Raw genomic sequence first — 19,460 nt, 5'->3', positions numbered from 1 at the left:
CGCTGGAGTTGTCTATGTCTGTCAGTAATCAGATCCCTGCCGTTCAAACCAGTGCACCCGGTGTCATTGGCCGGATCCACTCCGTTGAAACCTGCGGCACCGTCGATGGCCCCGGTATTCGCTTCATCGTCTTCATGCAAGGCTGCCTGATGCGCTGCAAGTATTGCCACAACCGGGACACCTGGGACACCCAGGGCGGCCGGGAGGTGACGGTGCCCGAGCTGATGAAGGATCTCACCAGCTATCGCCACTTCATGAATGCCTCAGGCGGCGGCGTGACCGCCTCCGGCGGGGAAGCCATGTTGCAGCAAGCCTTCATCGCCGATCTGTTTGCCGCCTGCAAGGCCCAGGGGATCCACACCTGCCTCGACACCAACGGCTTCGTGCGTCATTACGACGACATGCTCGACAAGGTGCTCGACAACACGGACCTGGTGCTGCTCGACATCAAGCAGATCAATGACGAGAAGCACATCCCCCTGACCCATGTCAGCAACAAGTACACCCTGGAGTTCGCCCGCCATCTCGCCGCCAAGGGCAAGACCATGTGGATCCGCTACGTGGTGGTGCCGGGCTGGACCGACGACGAGGAGAGCGCCGAGGGACTGGGCCGCTTCATCAGGGAGCTGGGCGGCGCGGTGGAGAAGGTGGAGCTGTTGCCTTATCACGAACTAGGCAAACACAAGTGGGACGTGCTGGGGGAAACCTACGAACTGACCGGCATTCACCCCCCCAAGCGGGAAACCATGGACAAGATCCAGGCCATCCTCGGCCAGTACCATGGCAATGTGAAGTACTGATCCCCTGATTCGGCCGCGACCCGCTCGCGGCCCCAAGGCAAGGATGCCCCATGAGTGAAGGCCAACTCGCGGCCCTGCTTCTCTGGTTACTGCTGCTGACGACGACCCTCAAGGGGAGCCTCTGGCAGAGCCTGCGCACGACCCCCCTCTATCAACACCTGCTGCTGGGCAGTGCCATCGCCTTGCTGCCGCTGTGGCTGCTGCGGGCCGGACTCCATGAGGGTCTGACCATCCACTTTCTCGGCATCACCAGCCTGACTCTGCTGCTGGGCTGGCGCCTGGCGCTCTGGGCGCCCACCCTCACTCTGCTGCTGCTCAGTTGCGCGGGCACAGAGCCCTGGGCCGACATCGGCTGGCATGCCCTGATAGGCATCGCCCTGCCGGTGGCCACCAGCTGGCTGCTGTTCCTGGGGAGCTGGGCCTGGCTGCCCCGTCACCTGTTCGTCTACCTGTTTGTCGCCGCCTTCCTCGGCGGCGCCCTGGCCATCTCGGCCAAGATGCTGGCCACCGCCCTGCTGCTTGGCCTGAGCGGTGACTACCCCTGGCAGACCATACTGGATGACTACCTCACCATCTGGCCCCTGCTGCTCTTCCCCGAGGCCCTGCTCAACGGCATGACCATGACGCTGCTCGCCGTCTATCGCCCCCACTGGGTCTACACCTTCTTCGACCGCACCTACCTCGGCCGCTGAGGGCACCCGCCATATGACGACAAAAGCCCCTGACAAGCAGGGGCAGGCAGCACAAAAAAGAAGAAATTTTAAAACCGATACTCGATATGCAACGTGTGGGTGTCCAAACCAGGATTCTGCTCATACATATTGGCATTGGACATGTGTTCATACTGATAACCAAGCCACCAGTTTGCCGTTAGCTCATAACCAAGGCCAATACCGAGAATATATTGGAAAGGGCCACCATAATCCTTGAATCCATTACCTTTGTGACCAAACTCATGCTCTGCCAGCCAGACCATCTCCGCCGGGATCCACATCACCCAGCGGTCCCATAAGCATTCGGCGCGAACACCCCCACCCAGCCTGGTGGTGTACTCCTTCCCAACGTTCAGCATGCCGCCACGAACGCCCATACCAAATTGACACCCTGAATCTCCCCAGCGCCAGAACATGCGATGATATTTAACATCCGCGATAAAGATGTCGAATTGTTCGCTTTCGGCCGGAGTACCCAATTGCAGTGCAACAATATCGTCATTGGCCAGTGCCCCGGAACTCGCCACCAGCGAAGCCAGCAGTCCTGAGAGCAAGAGAGTGTTGACGTCCATGTCCCCTCCTACATCCTGTGATCCAGTCGTGCCTGCATCAAACTCGCCCAAGCACATATCAGGCATAGTCAGTAGCCAGAGAGGTTGTCAATGCGATAGCTAAAACTAAAAAACAATGCATTTCAAGATAGTTGAACTACCCGTTACGCTACCCAACACTAAATTTCAGCATAATAAACATAATTGGTTAAATTAAGACCAACCAATAATCACAGCCCAAAAAAATGTAAATGGATTGTAAAATTAAAACCAATCTGGCGCGAATGGAGAGAACAATTACATAAGAAATCCCTTAATTAATCATGCTTTGTCCATTCATCTTCATGAAATTAACACTCTAGTATGAAGAGAGAATATAAATGCTTTAAAAACAACAAGTTGATAAAACATATTACCTGCTAAAATGGTGCTATTATGTGTTGACTCAATCGCATCTGAAAAGTAAGATGTTGCGCAATTAAAAACAAAGCGTTGTGCCTGTCACCGACTCGCACAAACAAGCATGGGATATTGGCCTGGATGACAGGCTTTTTTGTTAAACAGTACCACTGTTAACCCCCTCTGTGTGCCTTGCTTTTATCTTGCAACCAAAAAGACGCCTTTTTTTGACCGGAACAATGTCATTTCCGTGCGGTAGCTTTCCTCTTTTTTACCTTTCGATGTGCCGCCTGACGGTGTTCGGCCTTACTAGGGTCGCATCTGTACCCAACAATCCAGCGTCACTGTTGCAGCAAGCGCGACAGGGAAATAACGCAACATTAAATTTACATTCAAGTTCTGATTCCATGGATAATCTTGACACATGAACGATGCAACCCGGTTTCTGGTGATATCGCTAGCTATGTATCTTGGCGGCTGCGCCTATGAACCAAAGCAAGTCGAAGCCTCCCGTCCTCTCGTCAATCCATCATCGACCACACAGCTACAGGCCATGCCAGCAAACTTGCAACAGGCTCTCGATACTCAGCCGCAAGGGGCTGCACTCAGCACTAACAGCACCACTTTTACTCTGGGGCAACGCTATGTTTCAGCCTTGGGGCGTGAGTGTGTAGAACTGTTGTTTGATAGCAGTCAAAGCCACTCACAGAGACGAGCCGCATGCAAGCTCGATGATCAGTGGTATCTGGTACCCCAATTGGAACAGGCCTCTATCAGCAACCTTCTTGCTGAGCAATAAACTCGAAGGTGTATGTTTTGAAGAAAATGAACGTTCGTCAGCTGGGTGCCCTTCTGCTTCTCATCGGTGCTTCCACCACCATGGCGGCCAGCGCACCAGACCAAACCCAATCGAATGGGTCATCATTTGGCTATAACCTGTCAGGCAATGGGGGTGGCAACAACCGGCCCCAGTTGGGTGGCCAATCCTCTTTGAGTGGCCAAGCCAACACCAGTTCCACCACCGGTAGCTTTACCCAGCAGAATCGTCAAGGCATGTTGCTGCCAGGCGAATCAGATGTGCGGAAATTGCTGCCGCAAGCCGAGTCTGGACTCCCTCCCCCTTACGGCGCCAATCTGTTTGCCGGTGGCTATGAAACCGAGCGCAGTGATGGCTTGAATGACAATTATCTGATAGCGCCAGGAGACAAACTAAATATCTGGATCTGGGGCGCGGTCAATTTCTCCAATGTGGTAACGGTCGACAATCAGGGTAATATTTTCATTCCCGATGTGGGCCCTATCAATGTCAAAAATGTCCCTGCCAGCCAGATAAACAATTTGGTGACCAGCAAGATTGGTGACGTATTTACCAACAACGTCAACATTTACGTCAATTTACTGACGACAACCCCGGTGAGTGTATTTGTGACGGGGCCGGTCATCCGCCCTGGTCAATACGCCGGGCAATCTTCCGACAGCGTGCTCTATTTTCTCAAGCGGGCGGGCGGCATAGACTCAGAGCGCGGCAGCTATCGCCAAATCAAAGTCCTGCGTCAAAACCAGCTTATCCAGCAGATAGACCTGTACGAATTTATCCAGAAAGGCAGAATGCCAAAGCTGTCCCTGAAAGATCAGGATGTCATCCTGGTGGAGCCCCAGGGGCCGATGATCAATGTGGCCGGCAAGGTTAGAAACCCGTTCCGCTTCGAGCTGAAGCAGCGCAATACGCTGGGTTCAGAACTGGTCAACTATGCCCTCCCCCTCGCCAAGGTGAGCCATGTCGGTGTTATTGGTGACCGCTCAAATGGTCCCTTCTCTATCTATCTGCCTTACAAGGATTTTGCCCGGGTCCAGCTCAGGGATGGGGACAAGGTCTTGTTCAACGATGACATGCATGCGCAAGTTTACGATGTGCAGGTCAGTGGCAGTTACATGGGGCCCTCTTATTTCACCGTTCGCAAAGAAACCAAGCTGCACGATCTGCTCAATCATATTCCGATCAACCCAGAGCTGGCCGATTACCAATCCATCTATCTGATGCGTAAAAGCGTGGCCATCCGGCAGAAAGAGATGCTGGATGAATCGCTCAACCGGCTGGAACGCAGCGTGTTCACCGCGCCGGCCAGCTCGGATGGGGAGGCGAACATCCGTGCCAAAGAGGCCGAGCTGGTCATGCAATTTGTCGACAAGGCCCGCAAGATCCAGCCTCTGGGCAAGGTCGTGGTGGCCGACAAGGGCATCATCGCCAACATTCAGCTGGAGCAAGGCGACCAGATTGTGATCCCGAACAAGACGGATCTTATTCAGGTGGGCGGTGAGGTGCTGATGCCACAAGCCGTGGTCTACAACGCCAATGCCGATCTCGATGACTATGTCGCCTGGGCCGGTGGCTTTACCGAACGAGCCAATGATGAGCGTATTGCCGTGGTGCATGCCAACGGACTGGTGGAATTTAAAGGCCAGGGCAGTGTTCAGCCAGGGGATCAGATCATGGTATTGCCCAAGGTTGACAGCAAAACCATGCAGTCGGTCAAAGACATTACCCAAATCATCTATCAGATCGCCGTGGCGGCGAACGTAGCGCTGAAGTAAGCCGCCCCTGTCACCGAAGAACGCGGACTCGTCCACTGGCGAGTCCGCCATACGGTAAACGACTCAATGCATAAACCCATTCTCAATCAGACACCTAGAACGCCCGTGCAGGTACTGCGCGACGTGACGTTTGGTTTGCTTATCCGGGAGCTGAAGACCCGCTTTGGCAGTTACCGGCTTGGCTATGCCTGGGCCCTGCTTGACCCTCTATTGATGATAAGCGCATTTAGTCTGATTTTCGGGATGCGCAGCCAGAGTGGTTTCGGGGGCGTACCTGTACAGGTTTTTATCACGGCCGGCTACCTGCCTTTCATGTTTTTTAACAAGGTGGTGAGTCAGCTTAAATCTGCGGTCAACGCCAACATGGGGCTGTTCTGCTACCGCCAGGTCACCCCCTTCGCCACCTTCATTGCCCGCTTTATGCTAGAGGTCATGGTGGGCATGATGGTGGGCATCATACTGGTGCTGGGGCTGCTCTGGTTCGGTTTTGATGCCATCCCCGCAGACCCCTTGCAAGTCATCCTCGGCTATCTGCTGCTCATGGTGTTCTCGTTCTCCCTCGGCATCGTCTTTTGCGTCATCGGCAAGCTATTTCAGGAAGCAAACAAGTTCCTTGACCTGCTGATGATGCCGCTGATGTTTATCTCTTGCGTGATGTATCCGCTGGCGGCCATTCCGGTGCAGTACCAGCACTGGTTTTTATGGAACCCGCTGGTGCATGCCCTCGAATTGATACGCAGCGGCTGGATAGCGGGATACAGTAGCCCCAGTGTCAGTTGGGCTTATTTCGCCAGCATCACCTTGCTACTGCTGACCTTTGCCATGAGCTGCTATCGCCTGAATCATCGCCGGCTGATCGCCAGTTGATCGCCAATGAGTGCGGAATAACATGATCATTCTCGACAATGTATCCAAGTACTACCCCACCAAGTTCGGCCGCAACTATGTGCTGCGGGATGTGAGCATCGAGCTGCCGCGGGATCGCAACATTGGGATTCTGGGGGTCAACGGGGCGGGCAAATCCACCCTGCTTCGCCTGTTGGGGGGCATGGATACGCCCAATCAGGGCAAAGTGACCCGTCTTTGCCGCGTCTCCTGGCCGCTGGCCCTTGGTGGCGGATTTCAAGGGAGCATGACTGGGCGGGAGAACACCCGTTTCGTCTGCCGCATCCATGGGGTGCGTGATAGCCGTACTGTGGAGGAGTGGGTCAAGGAGTTCTCCGAAATCGGCCAGCACTTCGAGTTGCCGATCAAAACCTACTCCAGCGGCATGAAGTCCAAGTTCTCCTTTGCCGTCAGCATGGCCTTTGACTTTGATATCTATCTGACCGATGAGATCACCTCGGTAGGGGATGCCCGCTTCAAGCAAAAGTGTATTGACACCTTCAATCAAAAACGCGAGACCGCAAGCCTTATCATGGTATCCCACGACATGAAAAACCTGCGCCAGCAGTGCGACATGGGGATCTTGCTGCGCAACGGCACCCTGGAAATATTCGACGATATCGATGACGCCATCCGCATTTATCAGGATCTTTAACAAGCTGCACCCAATATGACTCAACCTATACGTTCCGAAAGACCATCCCGCTTCGCGCGCAAATTGCGCAAGCTCGGCAATGAGCCCAAACGCTTTTTTATCGATTCCAGCGGTTTTCAGATTGCCCACCGCTCCTGGCAGAAGAGCCTCAAACTCGGCAGCTTTCTTTGGGTCGTCGCCTGTTTTGCCATTGCCGCCCTCTATCTCGGCGTCATCGCCTCGGATCGGTATGTGAGCCGGGCTGAGCTGATGATCAAGCAGGCGGATCAGATCAAGATGCTGCCCGATGCCCTGTCGATGCTGGGACTGGGTGGCAGCAATCATCAGGATGTGCTGCTTATCCAGGAGTACCTGAAATCCTGGGATCTACTGGCCAAGCTGGATAAAGAGCTCGGCCTCAAAGCCCATTACCAGAGTGACAAGGCCGACTACTTCTCGCGCCTGCCACAGAATGTCAGCCGGGAAGACTTCATCGAATACTACCGCAAGCACCTGACGCTGCGCCTTGATGATCTGTCGGGTGTGCTCACCATCGAATTACAGGCGTTTGATCCCGAATATGGCCAGCAGGTGGTGGGGCTGATGCTCAAGGAGTCCGAGCGTTTTATCAACAAGCTGGGGCATCAGGTGGCGCTGGAGCAGCTGGCCTTTGTTGAGCAAGAGGTTGATAGAGCCTATCGACGGCTGCAGGATGAGAAAGCCAAGGTCTTGGCGTTTCAAAACAGCCACCAACTCATCAGCCCCGAATCCACCAGCAGCGCGCGTCTCGGGGTCGTCAGCCAGATCGAGGGCGAGCTGGTGAACCAGCAGGCGCAGCTCAAACAACTGCGCTCTTACATGAAAGAGACCGCCCCCGCGGTCATTTCGGTACAGAGCCGGGTCGATGCCTTGACTAGGCAACTGGAGCAAGAGCGTGCCAAACTCACCGGCCAGGATAAAGAAGCCATGAACGAGATCACCGCCGGTTACATGGATGTACAGACCCAGGCCACCCTGGCGGCAGATCTTTACAAGACGGGCCTCATCAGCCTGGAGCAGGCCAGGATAGAGGCATACCGCAAGCTCAAACACCTGCTGGTCATCAGTCAACCGAGCCTGGCCCAGGATGCGGAATACCCTCGCCGTCTCTACAACCTGGCTACGGTAAGCGTGCTGCTTATCCTCTTGTATGGCCTGATCGTGATGGGCCTGGCCACCTTGCGTGAGCATCAAGATTGACAATAAACGCCCCGGATAGCTAACCCATATCGTATTCCAGCCCGGGTCTTCGACCTTGGCTAACCCCTCAAGAGCGTGGTCACCACAGTGGCCACCTCGATTGATTCATTGTTCAAATACCCAAGAGACACAACCCCATGGACCGTCAACAAAACAGCCGTTCAGTGGCAAACCGCAAGCAAAAGCCCGTAGTGCAGCCCAATCCCGAGCTGGACGTGATTTTCAAGCGCTCCCTTTTTTGGCGTCCAACCTATATCGCTCAATCGGCCTGGCTGGAGCACATCCCCTTTGCTTTCTGGTTGGTAGAAAGCCTCCGCCCTCGCAAGATTGTGGAATTGGGAACTCATTACGGCAGCTCTTATTTCTCGTTTTGCCAGGCTGTGACAAAGCTCGATCTGGAAACCCTCTGCTTTGCCGTTGACACCTGGGGGGGCGATGAACATGCGGGGTTGTATGGCGAGGAAGTCTATGGGCAGGTTTCTGAATACAATCAGCAGCACTACTCCAGTTTCTCTACCCTGATCCGCAGCACCTTCGATCAGGCGTTGGCACATTTCCCTCAAGGCAGCATAGATCTGCTCCATATCGACGGCTTGCACACCTTGGACGCCGTGCGCCATGACTTTGAAAGCTGGCTGCCCAAGCTCTCTGACCGGGCCGTTGTCATCATGCACGACACCAATGTGAGGGAGCGCGGCTTTGGTGTATTCCAGTTGTTGGATGAGCTCAAGCAGCAGTACCCCCACTTTGAATTTGCTCATGGTCATGGCCTTGGCGTGATTGGAGTGGGCAGTGAGCAGGTGCCAGAGATGAAAAACCTCTATGACCTGTTCGCCAATGCCCGTGCCACCAAGCAGGTACAAGATATCTTCTCTCGCCTGGGCAAGGCCTGCGGTGATAGCTGGGAAAACAGCCAGCTCAAGCAACAACTGGCCGCTCAGCGAGACAACCTGCAGATGGAGCAGCAGCAACTGCATGAGCAGCAAGCGCTCGAAAGAGGTCGTCTTGCCGAGCGCATCACCGCCCAGCATCATCAGCTGACAGCGCTTGAGAGCAAACTTGAAGAGAGCAAGGCGCAAGAGGCCGAGCTGACCGTACAGCAGCAACGTACCGTTGCATTGACATCCGAACTTGCCTTGCTGCAACAGCAGACAACGGATACTCAAGTCCAGCTTGCCTCGTGCAAACAGCAACGCGAAGAGGCGCTAGCAGCCAAGCAGAGTCTGGAGAGTGCGCTGTCACAAGCGACCCAGCAGCTCGCGCAAAGCGCTGAAGAGCTCACACAGCTTGCCCAGGAAAAACAATCACTGCTCGCCCAGCAGGCGCAGGCTCATGAGGAACAACAAACACTTCAGCGTCAGCTGGAGCAGCAACAGGAACACGCCATCGCCCATGAGCAGGCCCGGCACCAGTTGCAGCAACAGCTCAATGATCAAGCGCTGCAACTCAATGAAGAAACGCAGCGCACCGCACAACTGACCCAGGCGCTGGGTAATAGCAATCTGGCGCTCACGGAAGGATCACGCCAACTCGCAGACGTGCAGCATCAACTGGAGCAATCCCTTCGAACTCAACATGCGCAAGCACGTTCGCTGGCCGAGCAAGACGACACCGTCAGATTGCTGCAAGAGCGAGCCAAGGCCCTGCTCCAGGAACTGCAAGATCAGAATGAAACCAAGAGTCAGCTGCAACTGGCCTATAGCTTGTTGGAAAACCAGCATGACGCACTGGGCCATGAACGCGATGCCCTGCGTCAGGAGCAGCGCCAGTTGAACGAGCTGATCGAGCTGGGACGGCGCGAGCAGCAGATGCTGCAACAGCACCAGACCACACTTGTCCAGGAACACCAGCAGCTTCAGAGCCACAGCGACACGCTATCCCGCGACCTGGCCAGCCAGCGTGAGCAGCACGATGCCGCCCAGCACGCCTGGCAGCAACAAGAGCTGCGCCTTAACACCGAGCTCAATGAGCAACAGCAACAGATCGGCGAACTCCATCAAGCCCTGAGCGAGCGTTTTGACGAAATCGCCACCCTGACCCGCCTGCTCGAAGAGCAGGCTCAGTTGATTGCCAAGCACACCCACACCATCAAGCAGCAGGATGCGGCGCACCAACAGCTCACCAGCACGCTCTCGGCTGCACAGCAGCAAGTGCAGAGCGTGCAAGCGCAGCATCAGCAAACTCAGGCCGAACTGGCTTCGCTGGGCGCCGAGAAGCAGCAGCAGATTGACGCCCTGGAACAGGGGCTAAATGAGCGATTCACTGAGATAGCGAGCCTGACTCAGTGGCTGGAAGAGCGTGACCAATCGCTTGCCTCGCTAACAGCAGAAAAGCAGCAGATGCACGATACCCTTCTGTTCCGTGAACAATCCTGGCAAGCAGAGCGGGCCAGCCAGGCACAGGCTCTGACCGACCTGCAGCAGCAGCTCGCGGCCAGCCAGCAGCGGGCGAGTAACCAGCAGGCAACACTCGAAGGGCAAATGGATGAGCTCACGACGCTGAACAAGGAATTGGAAGCCAATATTGCCGAGCGCTTTGCAGAATTGGCGACCATGACACGGCATATGGAGCAGTTGACCCGTCAGTTGCAGCAAAAAGAGCAGCAAGTCGAGCAAGCAAAGAAACGGGCACAGAAGCTGAAGAAGACCGTCTCCTGGAAACTGACCGCCCCGGTGCGCGCCCTTGGTCGCACGTTCAAAGAAAGCCCTGCTGGGGCAACAACCTCTGTAAGCGCCGCAGAGCGCATTGCAGCTTCAGGGCTTTTCGACGAACTCTGGTATCTGCACCGCTATCCAGAGGTTGTCGATGCAGGAGTGCCCGCCATCGAGCACTTTATCAAGGTGGGAGCGGATAAAGGCTATAGCCCCAGCGAGCAGTTCGATACCCGCTGGTATTTGCAAACCTACCCGGATGTGGCCCAAGGAACCATCAATCCGTTACTTCATTACATCATGCACGGGAAGGCCGAGCAGCGTCACTGTCTGCCGGCCAACAAGGGAAAATAAAAAAATGATGGTTAACAATAACCTGGAAGAGTTGCTGGCACAGTTTGATGAGCAGTGGTATCTGCGCACCTATTGGGATGTCAACCAGACAGGGCTCTCTGCCAAAGAACATTTCAAGCGCTATGGTCGGCTGCTTGGCAGAAAACCATGTGCATCCTGGGGCGTTGCGCCAGCAGTGAATCAGAGAGCCACTGCGATTGCCCTGCCCTATCTGGGGCTGAACCAACTTTCAACCGATATTGATCATCCCCAAGGGTGGTTGTCAGAGGGCGATGATCCTTTTTTCATCGTTGATTTAGAACAGCTCTCTGGTATAGGACAAGGTTGGTACCAGTTTAATCTGACCCTCAATTGCCCAGCCAAGCAAGGGCTGGCCAAACTGTATCTGGATACCGGCAAGGGGTTTAACGAACTTGAAACGGTCACCTTGCCATATAAAAGAGCGATGGCCTCCAGCCGTTTGTTTTATCTGGAATCCCCTCTCGTTGCCTTGCGCTTCGACCCTCTGGAGCAGGCATCTGCATTCTCAATCACGCAATTTGAGATTACTGCTGTCAATGAACACCACATCGAATCAGCGCTACTGGCTCGTATTCAAAAAGAGCATCAGAGCTATCGTGATATGCCGCTGGATAAGATCAAGGCATCTATCTCTGCCGAGCGTCATGGCATCTCAATGACACAGTTGCAGGCACTCTATAATGAGACCTTCAGCTTCTCCTTGCCTTCTGTCGATTATGAAGAGTGGATAGAAACGGTAGAAGCGGCCTCACTGCCCACTCCCGTGGAAGTGGACGCCATGCTCTCTGGTATGAAAGCGCCTCCCCTTATCTCTGTGGTGATGCCAGTCTATAACCCGGCTGAAATCTACCTGCGTGCCTGCCTGGATTCCGTCTTGGCACAGAGCTATCCCCACTGGGAACTCTGTATCGCAGATGATCGCTCGCCAAAAGCCCATGTACAGCGGGTACTGCGCGAATATGAGGCCAGAGACCGCCGGATCAAGGTTGTCTATCGCGAGCAAAATGGCCATATCTCGGCCGCTTCCAACAGCGCCCTGGAGATTGCCAAGGGCGATTTCGTGGCCCTGCTGGATCACGATGATGCCCTGCCAGAGCATGCCCTGTTGTTTATGGCCCAGGCCATCGGCGAAAAGCCCGATACCCAGATCCTCTACAGTGACGAAGACAAGCTCAATGGTCGCGGCGAACGCTTTGACCCCCACTTCAAGAGTGACTGGAACCCGGACCTGTTCTTCTCACAAAACTATGTCTCCCACCTCGGGGTCTATCGCCGCTCGCTGCTGCAACAGATAGGCGGCTTCCGCCTTGGCGTCGAAGGCAGCCAGGATCAGGATCTGCTGCTGCGTTGCCTGCCCCATGTGACGGCCACGCAGATAGTCCATATCCCCCGCGTGCTCTACCACTGGCGCACCATAGAGGGGTCCACGGCGCTGGCGTCCGGTGAGAAGAGTTACACCACGGATGCCGGCATCCAGGCGCTGCGCGACTATTTTGCTGGCCAGCAACCCGGTGTCACGGTGGAGGCGGGCCTGGTGGCCAACACCTATCGGGTGCGCTACCCCATCCCCGAGCCAGCCCCTCTGGTCAGCCTGCTGATCCCCACCCGGGATCGCCGCGCCCTGACCGAAACCGCGGTGCGCAGCATCCTGGAGCGCAGTACCTATACCCACTTCGAGATCCTTATTCTCGATAACGGCAGCATCGAGCAGGAGACCCTCGACTTCTTTGCCCAGATCCAGCGTGAAGACAACCGGGTCAGAGTATTGCGCTACGATCACCCCTTCAACTACTCGGCCATCAACAACTTCGGCGCCCGCCATGCCAAGGGGAGCATCGTCGGTCTGGTCAACAATGATGTCGAGGTGATCAACCCGGAGTGGTTGACCGAGATGGTCAGTCACTGCCTGCGGCCAGAGATCGGCTGTGTGGGGGCCAAGCTCTATTACAGCAACGATACCCTGCAACACGGTGGCGTTATCCTCGGCATTGGCGGCGTGGGTGGCCATTCCCACAAGCATTACCCTCGCCACCACCCGGGTTATTTCAGCCGTTTGTTGCTGGCCCAAACCCTCTCAGCCGTCACGGCAGCCTGCCTGCTGATTCGTAAAGAGATTTATGACGAGGTCGCCGGGCTGGATGAAGAGAACCTGCACGTGGCCTTTAACGATGTAGACTTCTGCCTGAAAGTGCGCGAGGCGGGTTATCGCAATCTCTGGACCCCTTACGCCGAGCTCTACCACTACGAGTCCATCAGCCGAGGGGCCGAAGACTCGCCGGAGAAAATTGCCCGCTTTAACAAGGAAGTGAATTTTATGAAATCCAAGTGGGGCAAGCATCTGGAGCAGGATCCCTACTATAGCCAGAACCTGACAAAAGACAGAGAAGATTTTTCTATATAGTGTCTGAACCGGTCTATGGTCAGCTCAGCTATTATAGTGATAGCGAAGTAGCTGTTATTCTCTATGATATTCATTGGATATATTATGAAATGGGCAATAGATAAATTATTCGATCGCGGTCTAGTAAATGGATGGGTGGCATCTGATGATGGAAGTAAAAACGTCATATACAACGTAACATTCAGGACACCGGAAAAAGTAGTATATACTTGCGTGGCTAGCATTGAGCGACCTGATGTACGCGCTGTCGGTTTGCATGAAACAGGAACCTGTGGTTTTTCATTTAATGCAAGACAATGTGGTATAAGGGAAGGTGATCTTATTTTTGTTGAGTTGACAAGAGTTAATGGTGATGAGTTCATGACCCATTCATTCTTGTACGCTGAAAACAAAAATACAAAATTACAATTCGATCGCTTAGAAGTACCCCGTGATGATTTTTCTGTCATGGATAATAACACTGAATCACTCTTGCGAGATCATCCTCATCTACTTGCGCTAAAAGTATTATTGATTAGATTACGCAGAAATAAAAGAGCAAAGGGTTGGCGCGGTCAATTTACAGGCATCGATTATCAATTCAGAGATAGTGACTGGAGTCTTTTCTACCATATCGTGTCAAATTTTAGAGAGGCAATACTCAACAATCTCTCTACCAGAAACCTATTTTCCATTACAGATACTATTGCTGACTTTTCAACACCGCTTGAACGTTGTGCAGCACAGTCTTTATCTATGTTTATGTTTCACGAGCGTTTTTCACAGACTCTAAATCCATTATGTAAGAGCGAAAACTTTGTTCATATAAATGCTAAAATACAGTACCCCATCTGGGATGGCATGCTAACTAATAAACTCGAAGCGGACGACTCACTTGATGTTTACCTCACCAGAGCTTATGAGAATTTACAGTCAACACCGTTAATCCTTAATTTCTTTCAAACCATAATAAAAAAAGCTATGAGTGAAAAAAATTCTATATTTCATGAGAACTTAAAGCATAGCCCTTTCTTTATTGAAACTTGGGCTTTCTACCATACCAAGTTTAATCATGATTTAGTAAAGCACTTTGGTTCGATTAAAATATAAAAATAGGAGTATATAGTGAAGACTATTGCCTTTGTTCCACTAAAATTAAACAACGAACGTTTACCTGGCAAAAATACCAAGTCCCTCAGTGATGGGACACCGCTGGTTTCCCTGATATTGGAGACCTTGCAGAAAGTCAACAATATCGACGATATCTACGTATATTGCAGCAATGAGTCTGTCGTTGATTACCTCCCCCATGGCGTCAAGTTTTTAAAACGCTCTGCACATCTCGACCAGTCAACGACCAAGATCAATGAGGTCTTGAGCGCCTTTGCCAAAGATGTTCCTGCCGATGTGTATGTGCTTGCCCATGCCACCGCGCCATTCCTTAAAAAAGAGAGCATCGAAACAGGCGTCGACAAGGTGTGCTCTGGTCAACATGATTCGGCACTGACCGTGCACAAGATGCAAGAGTTCGTCTGGAAAGATGGACAACCGATGAACTATGACCTGGCCGCCGTGCCCAGAACACAAGATCTGGACCCATTATTTATCGAGACTACAGGCCTGTATATCTATACTCACGATCTGATAACACAACGTAATACCAGGATCGGTGACAGGCCTTATCTGATTGAGGTATCCAGTATCGAGAGTCTGGATATAAACAATCCAATCGATTTCGAGATTGCCGACGCCGTCTATACCCATGTGTTAGCCAAAAGAAGTGATTTTTAATGAAAACACACTGCCATAAAATAATAGCGCTCATTAAAGAAAATCTGGTACAGATTGTCTCGCTGCGAGGACAATTAACCCTGAAACCTGATAATAGCTACGTGAGCCAAGGGGATTTACTGGTACAGCAATTGGTGCTGGAATATCTGAAACAAGCACTGCCAGCACATCAACTTATCTCTGAAGAACTGGCCCCATTCACAGGGATCACTTGGGATCCGCAGGGAAGTTATGTTGTTCTGGATCCTATTGATGGTACTGAAAACTTTGTCTCAGGCCTCAAGGAATGGGGCATTGGCATCAGTATCTACACCCAGGGCGTGCATCAAGAGTCCTGCATCTACTTGCCTGAGCTGAATGATCTGCATATCACCGGCATGCCGATGACACATCATCGCTCCCGTATTCGCGGCCTCTCTTCCTCTCTTACCAAGCAGGATCTGCTGCAACTGGAAGAGGGCTTTGAATACCGCATCATAGGCTGCTCCATGTACAATATGCTGGCCGCCGTGCGTGGTGCCTATGCCAGCTTTGAGAATGTCAAAGGGGTGAATTGCTGGGATATTTTGCCTGGCCTGAATTTCGCTCTGGAACATGGTTGTGAAGCCTTGGTGGATGGTGAGCCCTATCGGGGACAATTGCTCTTCCCCACCCAGAAATACAAAATCAACATCAAGAAACGGCATGAGGTGCTGGCATGAATCAGGTATTGAAGCAGGTTGTCTCGCAAAAGCAGGGGCGTGATATCGTCATTATTGGCAAAGGACCCAGCGTCGACCAGATCGACCTCTCCCTGCTGAAACACTGCATTGTCATCAACACCAATGACTCCGAGCTTGTCTATCCCGGCGATGTCGCCGTATTTCACCATGGCTGGGTACTCGATATCTTTGATGAACAAGCACCTCAGTGTAAACTGTACGTCTCCGATCGCCACCTTCCGGAGGGTGTCGAGCATTTACCTGCTGAATTCATACCTTATACCCCAGAGTCAGCTGACTTTTTGATTCATCGTTTCTTCTCTGACACCATTCACATCGAAAGTGCCATCGTCGTGACGGCATTGAAAATTGCCAATCAGATTGCCAAGCTGCAAAATGAAACCAAGAATGTTTATCTGCTTGGTTTTGATTTTACAACAAAGGGGGGCTTCACCAACAAGATCCCCAGCGCAGCCTTGCATGCCGAACCAGAATATCAAGAGCGGATCATCAGCAGTCAAGAGCAACTATTGCAGATGCTGCTGGCTGAGAAGGCACGGCTCAATATCAATATCAATCATGTCGGCAACAAGCCTTACAGCGTCTATTCTGTCGATGCATTTAATCAGGTCTTCACTGCTCGCCATCGCGGTGTGGCACTGCCCAAACACGATCAGGCTTCCACTGCACCATCCCAATATGGGGTGAAGGTGATCGCGGAGATCACCACTAACCACTTTGGTGATATGGACAGATTGAAATCGATGATTGTGGCTGCCAAGCAGGCCGGGGCCGACTATATCAAGCTGCAAAAGCGTGATGTCGAAAGTTTCTACAGCAAAGAGAAACTGGACTCACCGTACAACTCCCCTTTCGGTACCACTTTCAGGGAATATCGCCATGGCATTGAGCTCAATCGAGAGCAATTTTCCTTTGTCGATACCTTCTGTAAAGAGATTGGCATCGGTTGGTTTGCCTCCATCCTGGATATGCCCTCTTATGACTTCATCCGGCAATTCGATCCAGACATGATCAAGCTGCCGTCAACCATATCTGAGCATAAAGATTACTTGGCTGCCGTTGCCTCTGACTTTACCAAGGATGTGGTGATTTCTACCGGTTATACCGATGAAGCCTATGAGAGTTTCATCCTTGATAACTTTACCAAGGCTAGAAACATCTATCTGCTGCAATGCACCTCGGCTTATCCCACACCGAATGAAGACACCCAGATCGGCGTGATCAGGCACTATTATAATCTGGCGAAAAAGGAACCACGCATTATTCCCGGTTTCTCCAGCCATGATATCGGCAGCCTCTGTTCGATGATGGCGGTTGCAGCCGGTGCAAAAATGATTGAAAAACATGTCAAGTTTGGCAATGTGGCCTGGTCTCACTTTGACGAAGTGGCCATCGATCTGGTGAACGGTGACTTTACCCAGTTTGTAAAAGACGTCCGTAAAGCAGAGAGAATTGTCGGCAGTGAAGTGAAGGTCATTCAGGCGACCGAGCACCACAAATACTGGGTATCTCCCAAGTAATATTCTGCACCATAAACTATTTCGGTGCAGGCTGTCAGCCTGCACCCTATTTTCAATAACTTTACTAGTGATTGAAAGAGCGCATATGAATGTTGAGGAGAGCCACCAAGACCACTTTGGAATGCTACATGCCTTAAATTGATCACTCGACGGATCCAGGTGATCAATCTGCTACAAGATTTAGCCACTTGGTGTTTGCCATTGACACCCCAAGAGCCGAAGAGATCACTCTCTTTACCTCTTCGATGCTCAAGCTGTCAGGATGGGCACTGCACAAGAAAATCCGTAGACATAGTGGTCAGGCATCAGCACGGTGAAAACACTTTTAGGTACAACAGAGTCAGAACTGACCCATCAAGAAACGCGATATGGATGCCGATGCACCCTACGGGGTTCTTATTCCCGTCACTTTTTCTGGCGGCGCTGTCGGCCTTGGTGCGAGCAGATTATCTTCACACCTTGCAGACGAGCGATCAGAAGCACGCTTTTTATATCCAAAAGACGATTACCGAGCTGGATGCGCCAAAACGCTCATCATTGACCGAATAACCGGGCGGCGAGAATTGTACAAGAAGAGGGTATGCAAGCCTCCCACGACTCGTCGGCGCACACTGCCTGAACAAACGCGCCCAGTTACTGAGTGACCGATGCCACAAGATAAGCAAGGATGCGCTCAGGGGATGACAGCCTCCCCCCGGGTTGGGGTAGACTCTCTGCACCCAAAGCGACTGGCATGACCTGAGTCGGGTCGACTCTGCCAGCGCCCCCCACAACAATAAAATGACACGAGTATCAAAACAGGATGACAACCACTTACACCCTGACAACATCACCACTGGTTACCCAGGGTAGCCAGTTGCGCTGGCATATCGATTCACCTTCACGCAAGGAGCCGCTCACTCTCACCCATGGCCGTATCGGGCTGCAGGGGTGGCTGCTGGCACAAGGAGAGACCTCCCCCCGGCTTGCCATCAAGACTGGTTTTGCCACATACAGCTTTGCGTTCAATACCAAACGGCCTGACGTTGTTGCTGCCATCTTGCAGCAACCTGCAGACAGTCACCCTGGATTGTGCTGCGGCTTCAATATCGCTGTGCCCTTCTCTGACCGTATCATCCTGGGGTTGGAGTCTGATGGCCTCATTACCTGGCTGGAGGAGTTGACCTTCTCCCCCACCATATAAGGCAACCGCACTACTTTGTGCCGGTATTCATCTATAGGATGAAACCGGCATTACACCCTGATTATCAATTGGACGATAAATTGAACCTTTATATTGCTGCCATCATTAAAGATGAATATTCAGGTCTGCTCGAGTGGATTGCCTACCACCGGGTATTAGGTGTGACCGGATTTATAATTGCCGATAATGGTAGCAGCGACGGCAGTACAGAACTGCTTGCCTCTCTCGCCAGATTGGGGATTGTGAGCACATTTGAGCAACCCAACCTGGATAATCAAAAGCCGCAATTACCTGCCTACGAGCGTATATTGCGTAGCTGCCCCCCCGAGGTTGATCTGCTTGCCTTTATCGATGCAGATGAATTTTTATTGCCGTTGACTGATGAGCTTGGACTATCCGATTTTCTTGCCTCCCGCTTTCAGGATGAGAGCGTCAGTGCCCTCGCCCTGAACTGGTCCAATTTTGGTTCCAATGGCGAATTGTTCGCCGAAGACGGCCTGGTGACGGAGCGTTTTACCAAGCGCGCGCCGCAATCTTTCAATGTTCACCACAATTTCAAAAGCGTCGTGAGGCCACAGCGGGTGAATCGTTTCCATAACCCCCATTATGCCGATTTGCGCTATGGCCGTTATGTCGATGCCTTGGGCAATGACGTGATACTGCATCCCAAGCATGGCAACGGGGTCAGTGCCGAGGTGCTCTGGAGTGGGGTGAGGGTCAATCACTATGCCGTCAAGTCACTGGAAGAGTTTCTGCTCGGCAAGCATCTGCGGGGCAGTGCGGCCACCGCGAACCGGGTCAAGCACAAGGCCTATTTCAAGGCCCATGATCGCAATGATGAAATTTGTCTGCTTGCTGCCGCCCTGGCCCCCAGGGTAAAGGCAGAAATGGCCGCCATTGGCGAGCGGCTGGCAGCACTCCCTGCCGCTGAGTCAACTTCGGGCAGCTCTTGGATCGGCATCCAGATGAAGAAATGGATGGGTTGATACCGCAGCATTGTGTGTCTCTTGCCCACGTTTTCCTGG

Annotated in this window: 16 protein-coding genes; 15 read left to right on the top strand and 1 reads right to left on the bottom strand. The window is 52.7% G+C overall.

The window, feature by feature from the left end; translation table 11 throughout:
* Nucleotides 1-14 precede the first annotated feature (14 nt).
* Nucleotides 15-800 (top strand): pyruvate formate lyase 1-activating protein, encoded by a 786-nt coding sequence (pflA, locus tag ACEUCR_RS12375; RefSeq protein ID WP_408790481.1) that lies wholly within the window; start codon nt 15-17, stop codon nt 798-800.
* A gap of 50 nt (nt 801-850) precedes the next feature.
* Entirely contained in the window at nt 851-1,492 is a 642-nt protein-coding gene (locus ACEUCR_RS12370; protein ID WP_111872995.1) for an energy-coupling factor ABC transporter permease, read from the top strand.
* 68 nt (nt 1,493-1,560) lie between these two features.
* Here ACEUCR_RS12370 and ACEUCR_RS12365 read toward each other — a convergent pair whose 3' ends face one another.
* A complete protein-coding gene (locus ACEUCR_RS12365; RefSeq protein ID WP_111872994.1) occupies nt 1,561-2,085 on the bottom strand; it encodes an acyloxyacyl hydrolase in 525 nt (174 codons plus the stop codon).
* Nucleotides 2,086-2,887: 802 nt separating this feature from the next.
* Between ACEUCR_RS12365 and ACEUCR_RS12360 the strand changes: the two genes are divergently transcribed.
* The 13 genes from ACEUCR_RS12360 to ACEUCR_RS12300 all read left to right on the top strand — a co-directional run bounded on the left by ACEUCR_RS12360 (nt 2,888) and on the right by ACEUCR_RS12300 (nt 19,421).
* On the top strand, nt 2,888-3,262 hold the full coding sequence (locus ACEUCR_RS12360) for a hypothetical protein (protein WP_111872993.1): 375 nt from the start codon (nt 2,888-2,890) through the stop codon (nt 3,260-3,262).
* Between the two features lie 26 nt (nt 3,263-3,288).
* Nucleotides 3,289-5,055 carry a polysaccharide biosynthesis/export family protein gene (locus ACEUCR_RS12355; protein ID WP_408790582.1) on the top strand — a complete coding sequence of 589 codons (1,767 nt, stop codon included), beginning with the start codon at nt 3,289-3,291 and terminating at the stop codon, nt 5,053-5,055.
* A gap of 66 nt (nt 5,056-5,121) precedes the next feature.
* Nucleotides 5,122-5,922 (top strand): ABC transporter permease, encoded by an 801-nt coding sequence (locus ACEUCR_RS12350; RefSeq protein WP_408790477.1) that lies wholly within the window; start codon nt 5,122-5,124, stop codon nt 5,920-5,922.
* Nucleotides 5,923-5,944: 22 nt separating this feature from the next.
* A complete protein-coding gene (locus ACEUCR_RS12345; RefSeq protein WP_408790474.1) occupies nt 5,945-6,595 on the top strand; it encodes an ABC transporter ATP-binding protein in 651 nt (216 codons plus the stop codon).
* A gap of 15 nt (nt 6,596-6,610) precedes the next feature.
* Nucleotides 6,611-7,813, top strand: a complete 1,203-nt coding sequence (locus ACEUCR_RS12340; protein ID WP_408790471.1) for a sugar transporter — start codon at nt 6,611-6,613, stop codon at nt 7,811-7,813.
* Nucleotides 7,814-7,950: 137 nt separating this feature from the next.
* The gene (locus ACEUCR_RS12335) at nt 7,951-10,818 is read left to right on the top strand and encodes a class I SAM-dependent methyltransferase (RefSeq protein WP_408790469.1); all 2,868 of its coding nucleotides are present in this window, start codon (nt 7,951-7,953) and stop codon (nt 10,816-10,818) included.
* A gap of 4 nt (nt 10,819-10,822) precedes the next feature.
* The gene (locus ACEUCR_RS12330) at nt 10,823-13,240 is read left to right on the top strand and encodes a glycosyltransferase family 2 protein (RefSeq protein WP_408790466.1); all 2,418 of its coding nucleotides are present in this window, start codon (nt 10,823-10,825) and stop codon (nt 13,238-13,240) included.
* An 84-nt stretch (nt 13,241-13,324) separates the two neighbouring features.
* Entirely contained in the window at nt 13,325-14,329 is a 1,005-nt protein-coding gene (locus ACEUCR_RS12325; RefSeq protein ID WP_408790464.1) for a hypothetical protein, read from the top strand.
* Nucleotides 14,330-14,344: 15 nt separating this feature from the next.
* Nucleotides 14,345-15,010 (top strand): acylneuraminate cytidylyltransferase family protein, encoded by a 666-nt coding sequence (locus ACEUCR_RS12320; protein ID WP_408790461.1) that lies wholly within the window; start codon nt 14,345-14,347, stop codon nt 15,008-15,010.
* The gene (locus ACEUCR_RS12315) at nt 15,010-15,711 is read left to right on the top strand and encodes an inositol monophosphatase family protein (protein ID WP_408790459.1); all 702 of its coding nucleotides are present in this window, start codon (nt 15,010-15,012) and stop codon (nt 15,709-15,711) included. The genes ACEUCR_RS12320 and ACEUCR_RS12315 overlap by 1 nt, the downstream gene beginning before the upstream one ends.
* Complete coding sequence (locus ACEUCR_RS12310; RefSeq protein ID WP_408790456.1) at nt 15,708-17,252, top strand: N-acetylneuraminate synthase family protein; 1,545 nt, start codon at nt 15,708-15,710, stop codon at nt 17,250-17,252. Before ACEUCR_RS12315 ends, ACEUCR_RS12310 begins: the two co-directional genes overlap by 4 nt.
* 802 nt (nt 17,253-18,054) lie before the next feature.
* Complete coding sequence (locus tag ACEUCR_RS12305) at nt 18,055-18,435, top strand: hypothetical protein (protein ID WP_408790454.1); 381 nt, start codon at nt 18,055-18,057, stop codon at nt 18,433-18,435.
* A 38-nt stretch (nt 18,436-18,473) separates the two neighbouring features.
* Nucleotides 18,474-19,421 carry a glycosyltransferase family 92 protein gene (locus tag ACEUCR_RS12300; protein ID WP_408790451.1) on the top strand — a complete coding sequence of 316 codons (948 nt, stop codon included), beginning with the start codon at nt 18,474-18,476 and terminating at the stop codon, nt 19,419-19,421.
* Nucleotides 19,422-19,460 lie beyond the last annotated feature (39 nt).

The sequence above is a fragment of the Aeromonas bivalvium genome, from assembly GCF_046078285.1.
GTDB classification, from domain to species: domain Bacteria; phylum Pseudomonadota; class Gammaproteobacteria; order Enterobacterales; family Aeromonadaceae; genus Aeromonas; species Aeromonas bivalvium.
This window is presented reverse-complemented; position numbering and strand designations above follow the sequence as displayed.

Excerpts from the sequence above, each read along its gene's own strand:
- ACEUCR_RS12325 (WP_408790464.1), top strand. The coding sequence starts at position 13,325 with ATGAAATGGGCAATAGATAAATTATTCGATCGCGGTCTAGTAAATGGA.
- ACEUCR_RS12360 (WP_111872993.1), top strand. The coding sequence starts at position 2,888 with ATGAACGATGCAACCCGGTTTCTGGTGATATCGCTAGCTATGTATCTT.
- ACEUCR_RS12345 (WP_408790474.1), top strand. The coding sequence starts at position 5,945 with ATGATCATTCTCGACAATGTATCCAAGTACTACCCCACCAAGTTCGGC.
- ACEUCR_RS12350 (WP_408790477.1), top strand. The coding sequence starts at position 5,122 with ATGCATAAACCCATTCTCAATCAGACACCTAGAACGCCCGTGCAGGTA.
- ACEUCR_RS12370 (WP_111872995.1), top strand. The coding sequence starts at position 851 with ATGAGTGAAGGCCAACTCGCGGCCCTGCTTCTCTGGTTACTGCTGCTG.
- pflA (WP_408790481.1), top strand. The coding sequence starts at position 15 with ATGTCTGTCAGTAATCAGATCCCTGCCGTTCAAACCAGTGCACCCGGT.
- ACEUCR_RS12330 (WP_408790466.1), top strand. The coding sequence starts at position 10,823 with ATGATGGTTAACAATAACCTGGAAGAGTTGCTGGCACAGTTTGATGAG.
- ACEUCR_RS12365 (WP_111872994.1), bottom strand. The coding sequence starts at position 2,085 with ATGGACGTCAACACTCTCTTGCTCTCAGGACTGCTGGCTTCGCTGGTG.
- ACEUCR_RS12340 (WP_408790471.1), top strand. The coding sequence starts at position 6,611 with ATGACTCAACCTATACGTTCCGAAAGACCATCCCGCTTCGCGCGCAAA.
- ACEUCR_RS12315 (WP_408790459.1), top strand. The coding sequence starts at position 15,010 with ATGAAAACACACTGCCATAAAATAATAGCGCTCATTAAAGAAAATCTG.
- ACEUCR_RS12305 (WP_408790454.1), top strand. The coding sequence starts at position 18,055 with ATGACAACCACTTACACCCTGACAACATCACCACTGGTTACCCAGGGT.
- ACEUCR_RS12355 (WP_408790582.1), top strand. The coding sequence starts at position 3,289 with ATGAACGTTCGTCAGCTGGGTGCCCTTCTGCTTCTCATCGGTGCTTCC.
- ACEUCR_RS12335 (WP_408790469.1), top strand. The coding sequence starts at position 7,951 with ATGGACCGTCAACAAAACAGCCGTTCAGTGGCAAACCGCAAGCAAAAG.
- ACEUCR_RS12300 (WP_408790451.1), top strand. The coding sequence starts at position 18,474 with ATGAAACCGGCATTACACCCTGATTATCAATTGGACGATAAATTGAAC.
- ACEUCR_RS12310 (WP_408790456.1), top strand. The coding sequence starts at position 15,708 with ATGAATCAGGTATTGAAGCAGGTTGTCTCGCAAAAGCAGGGGCGTGAT.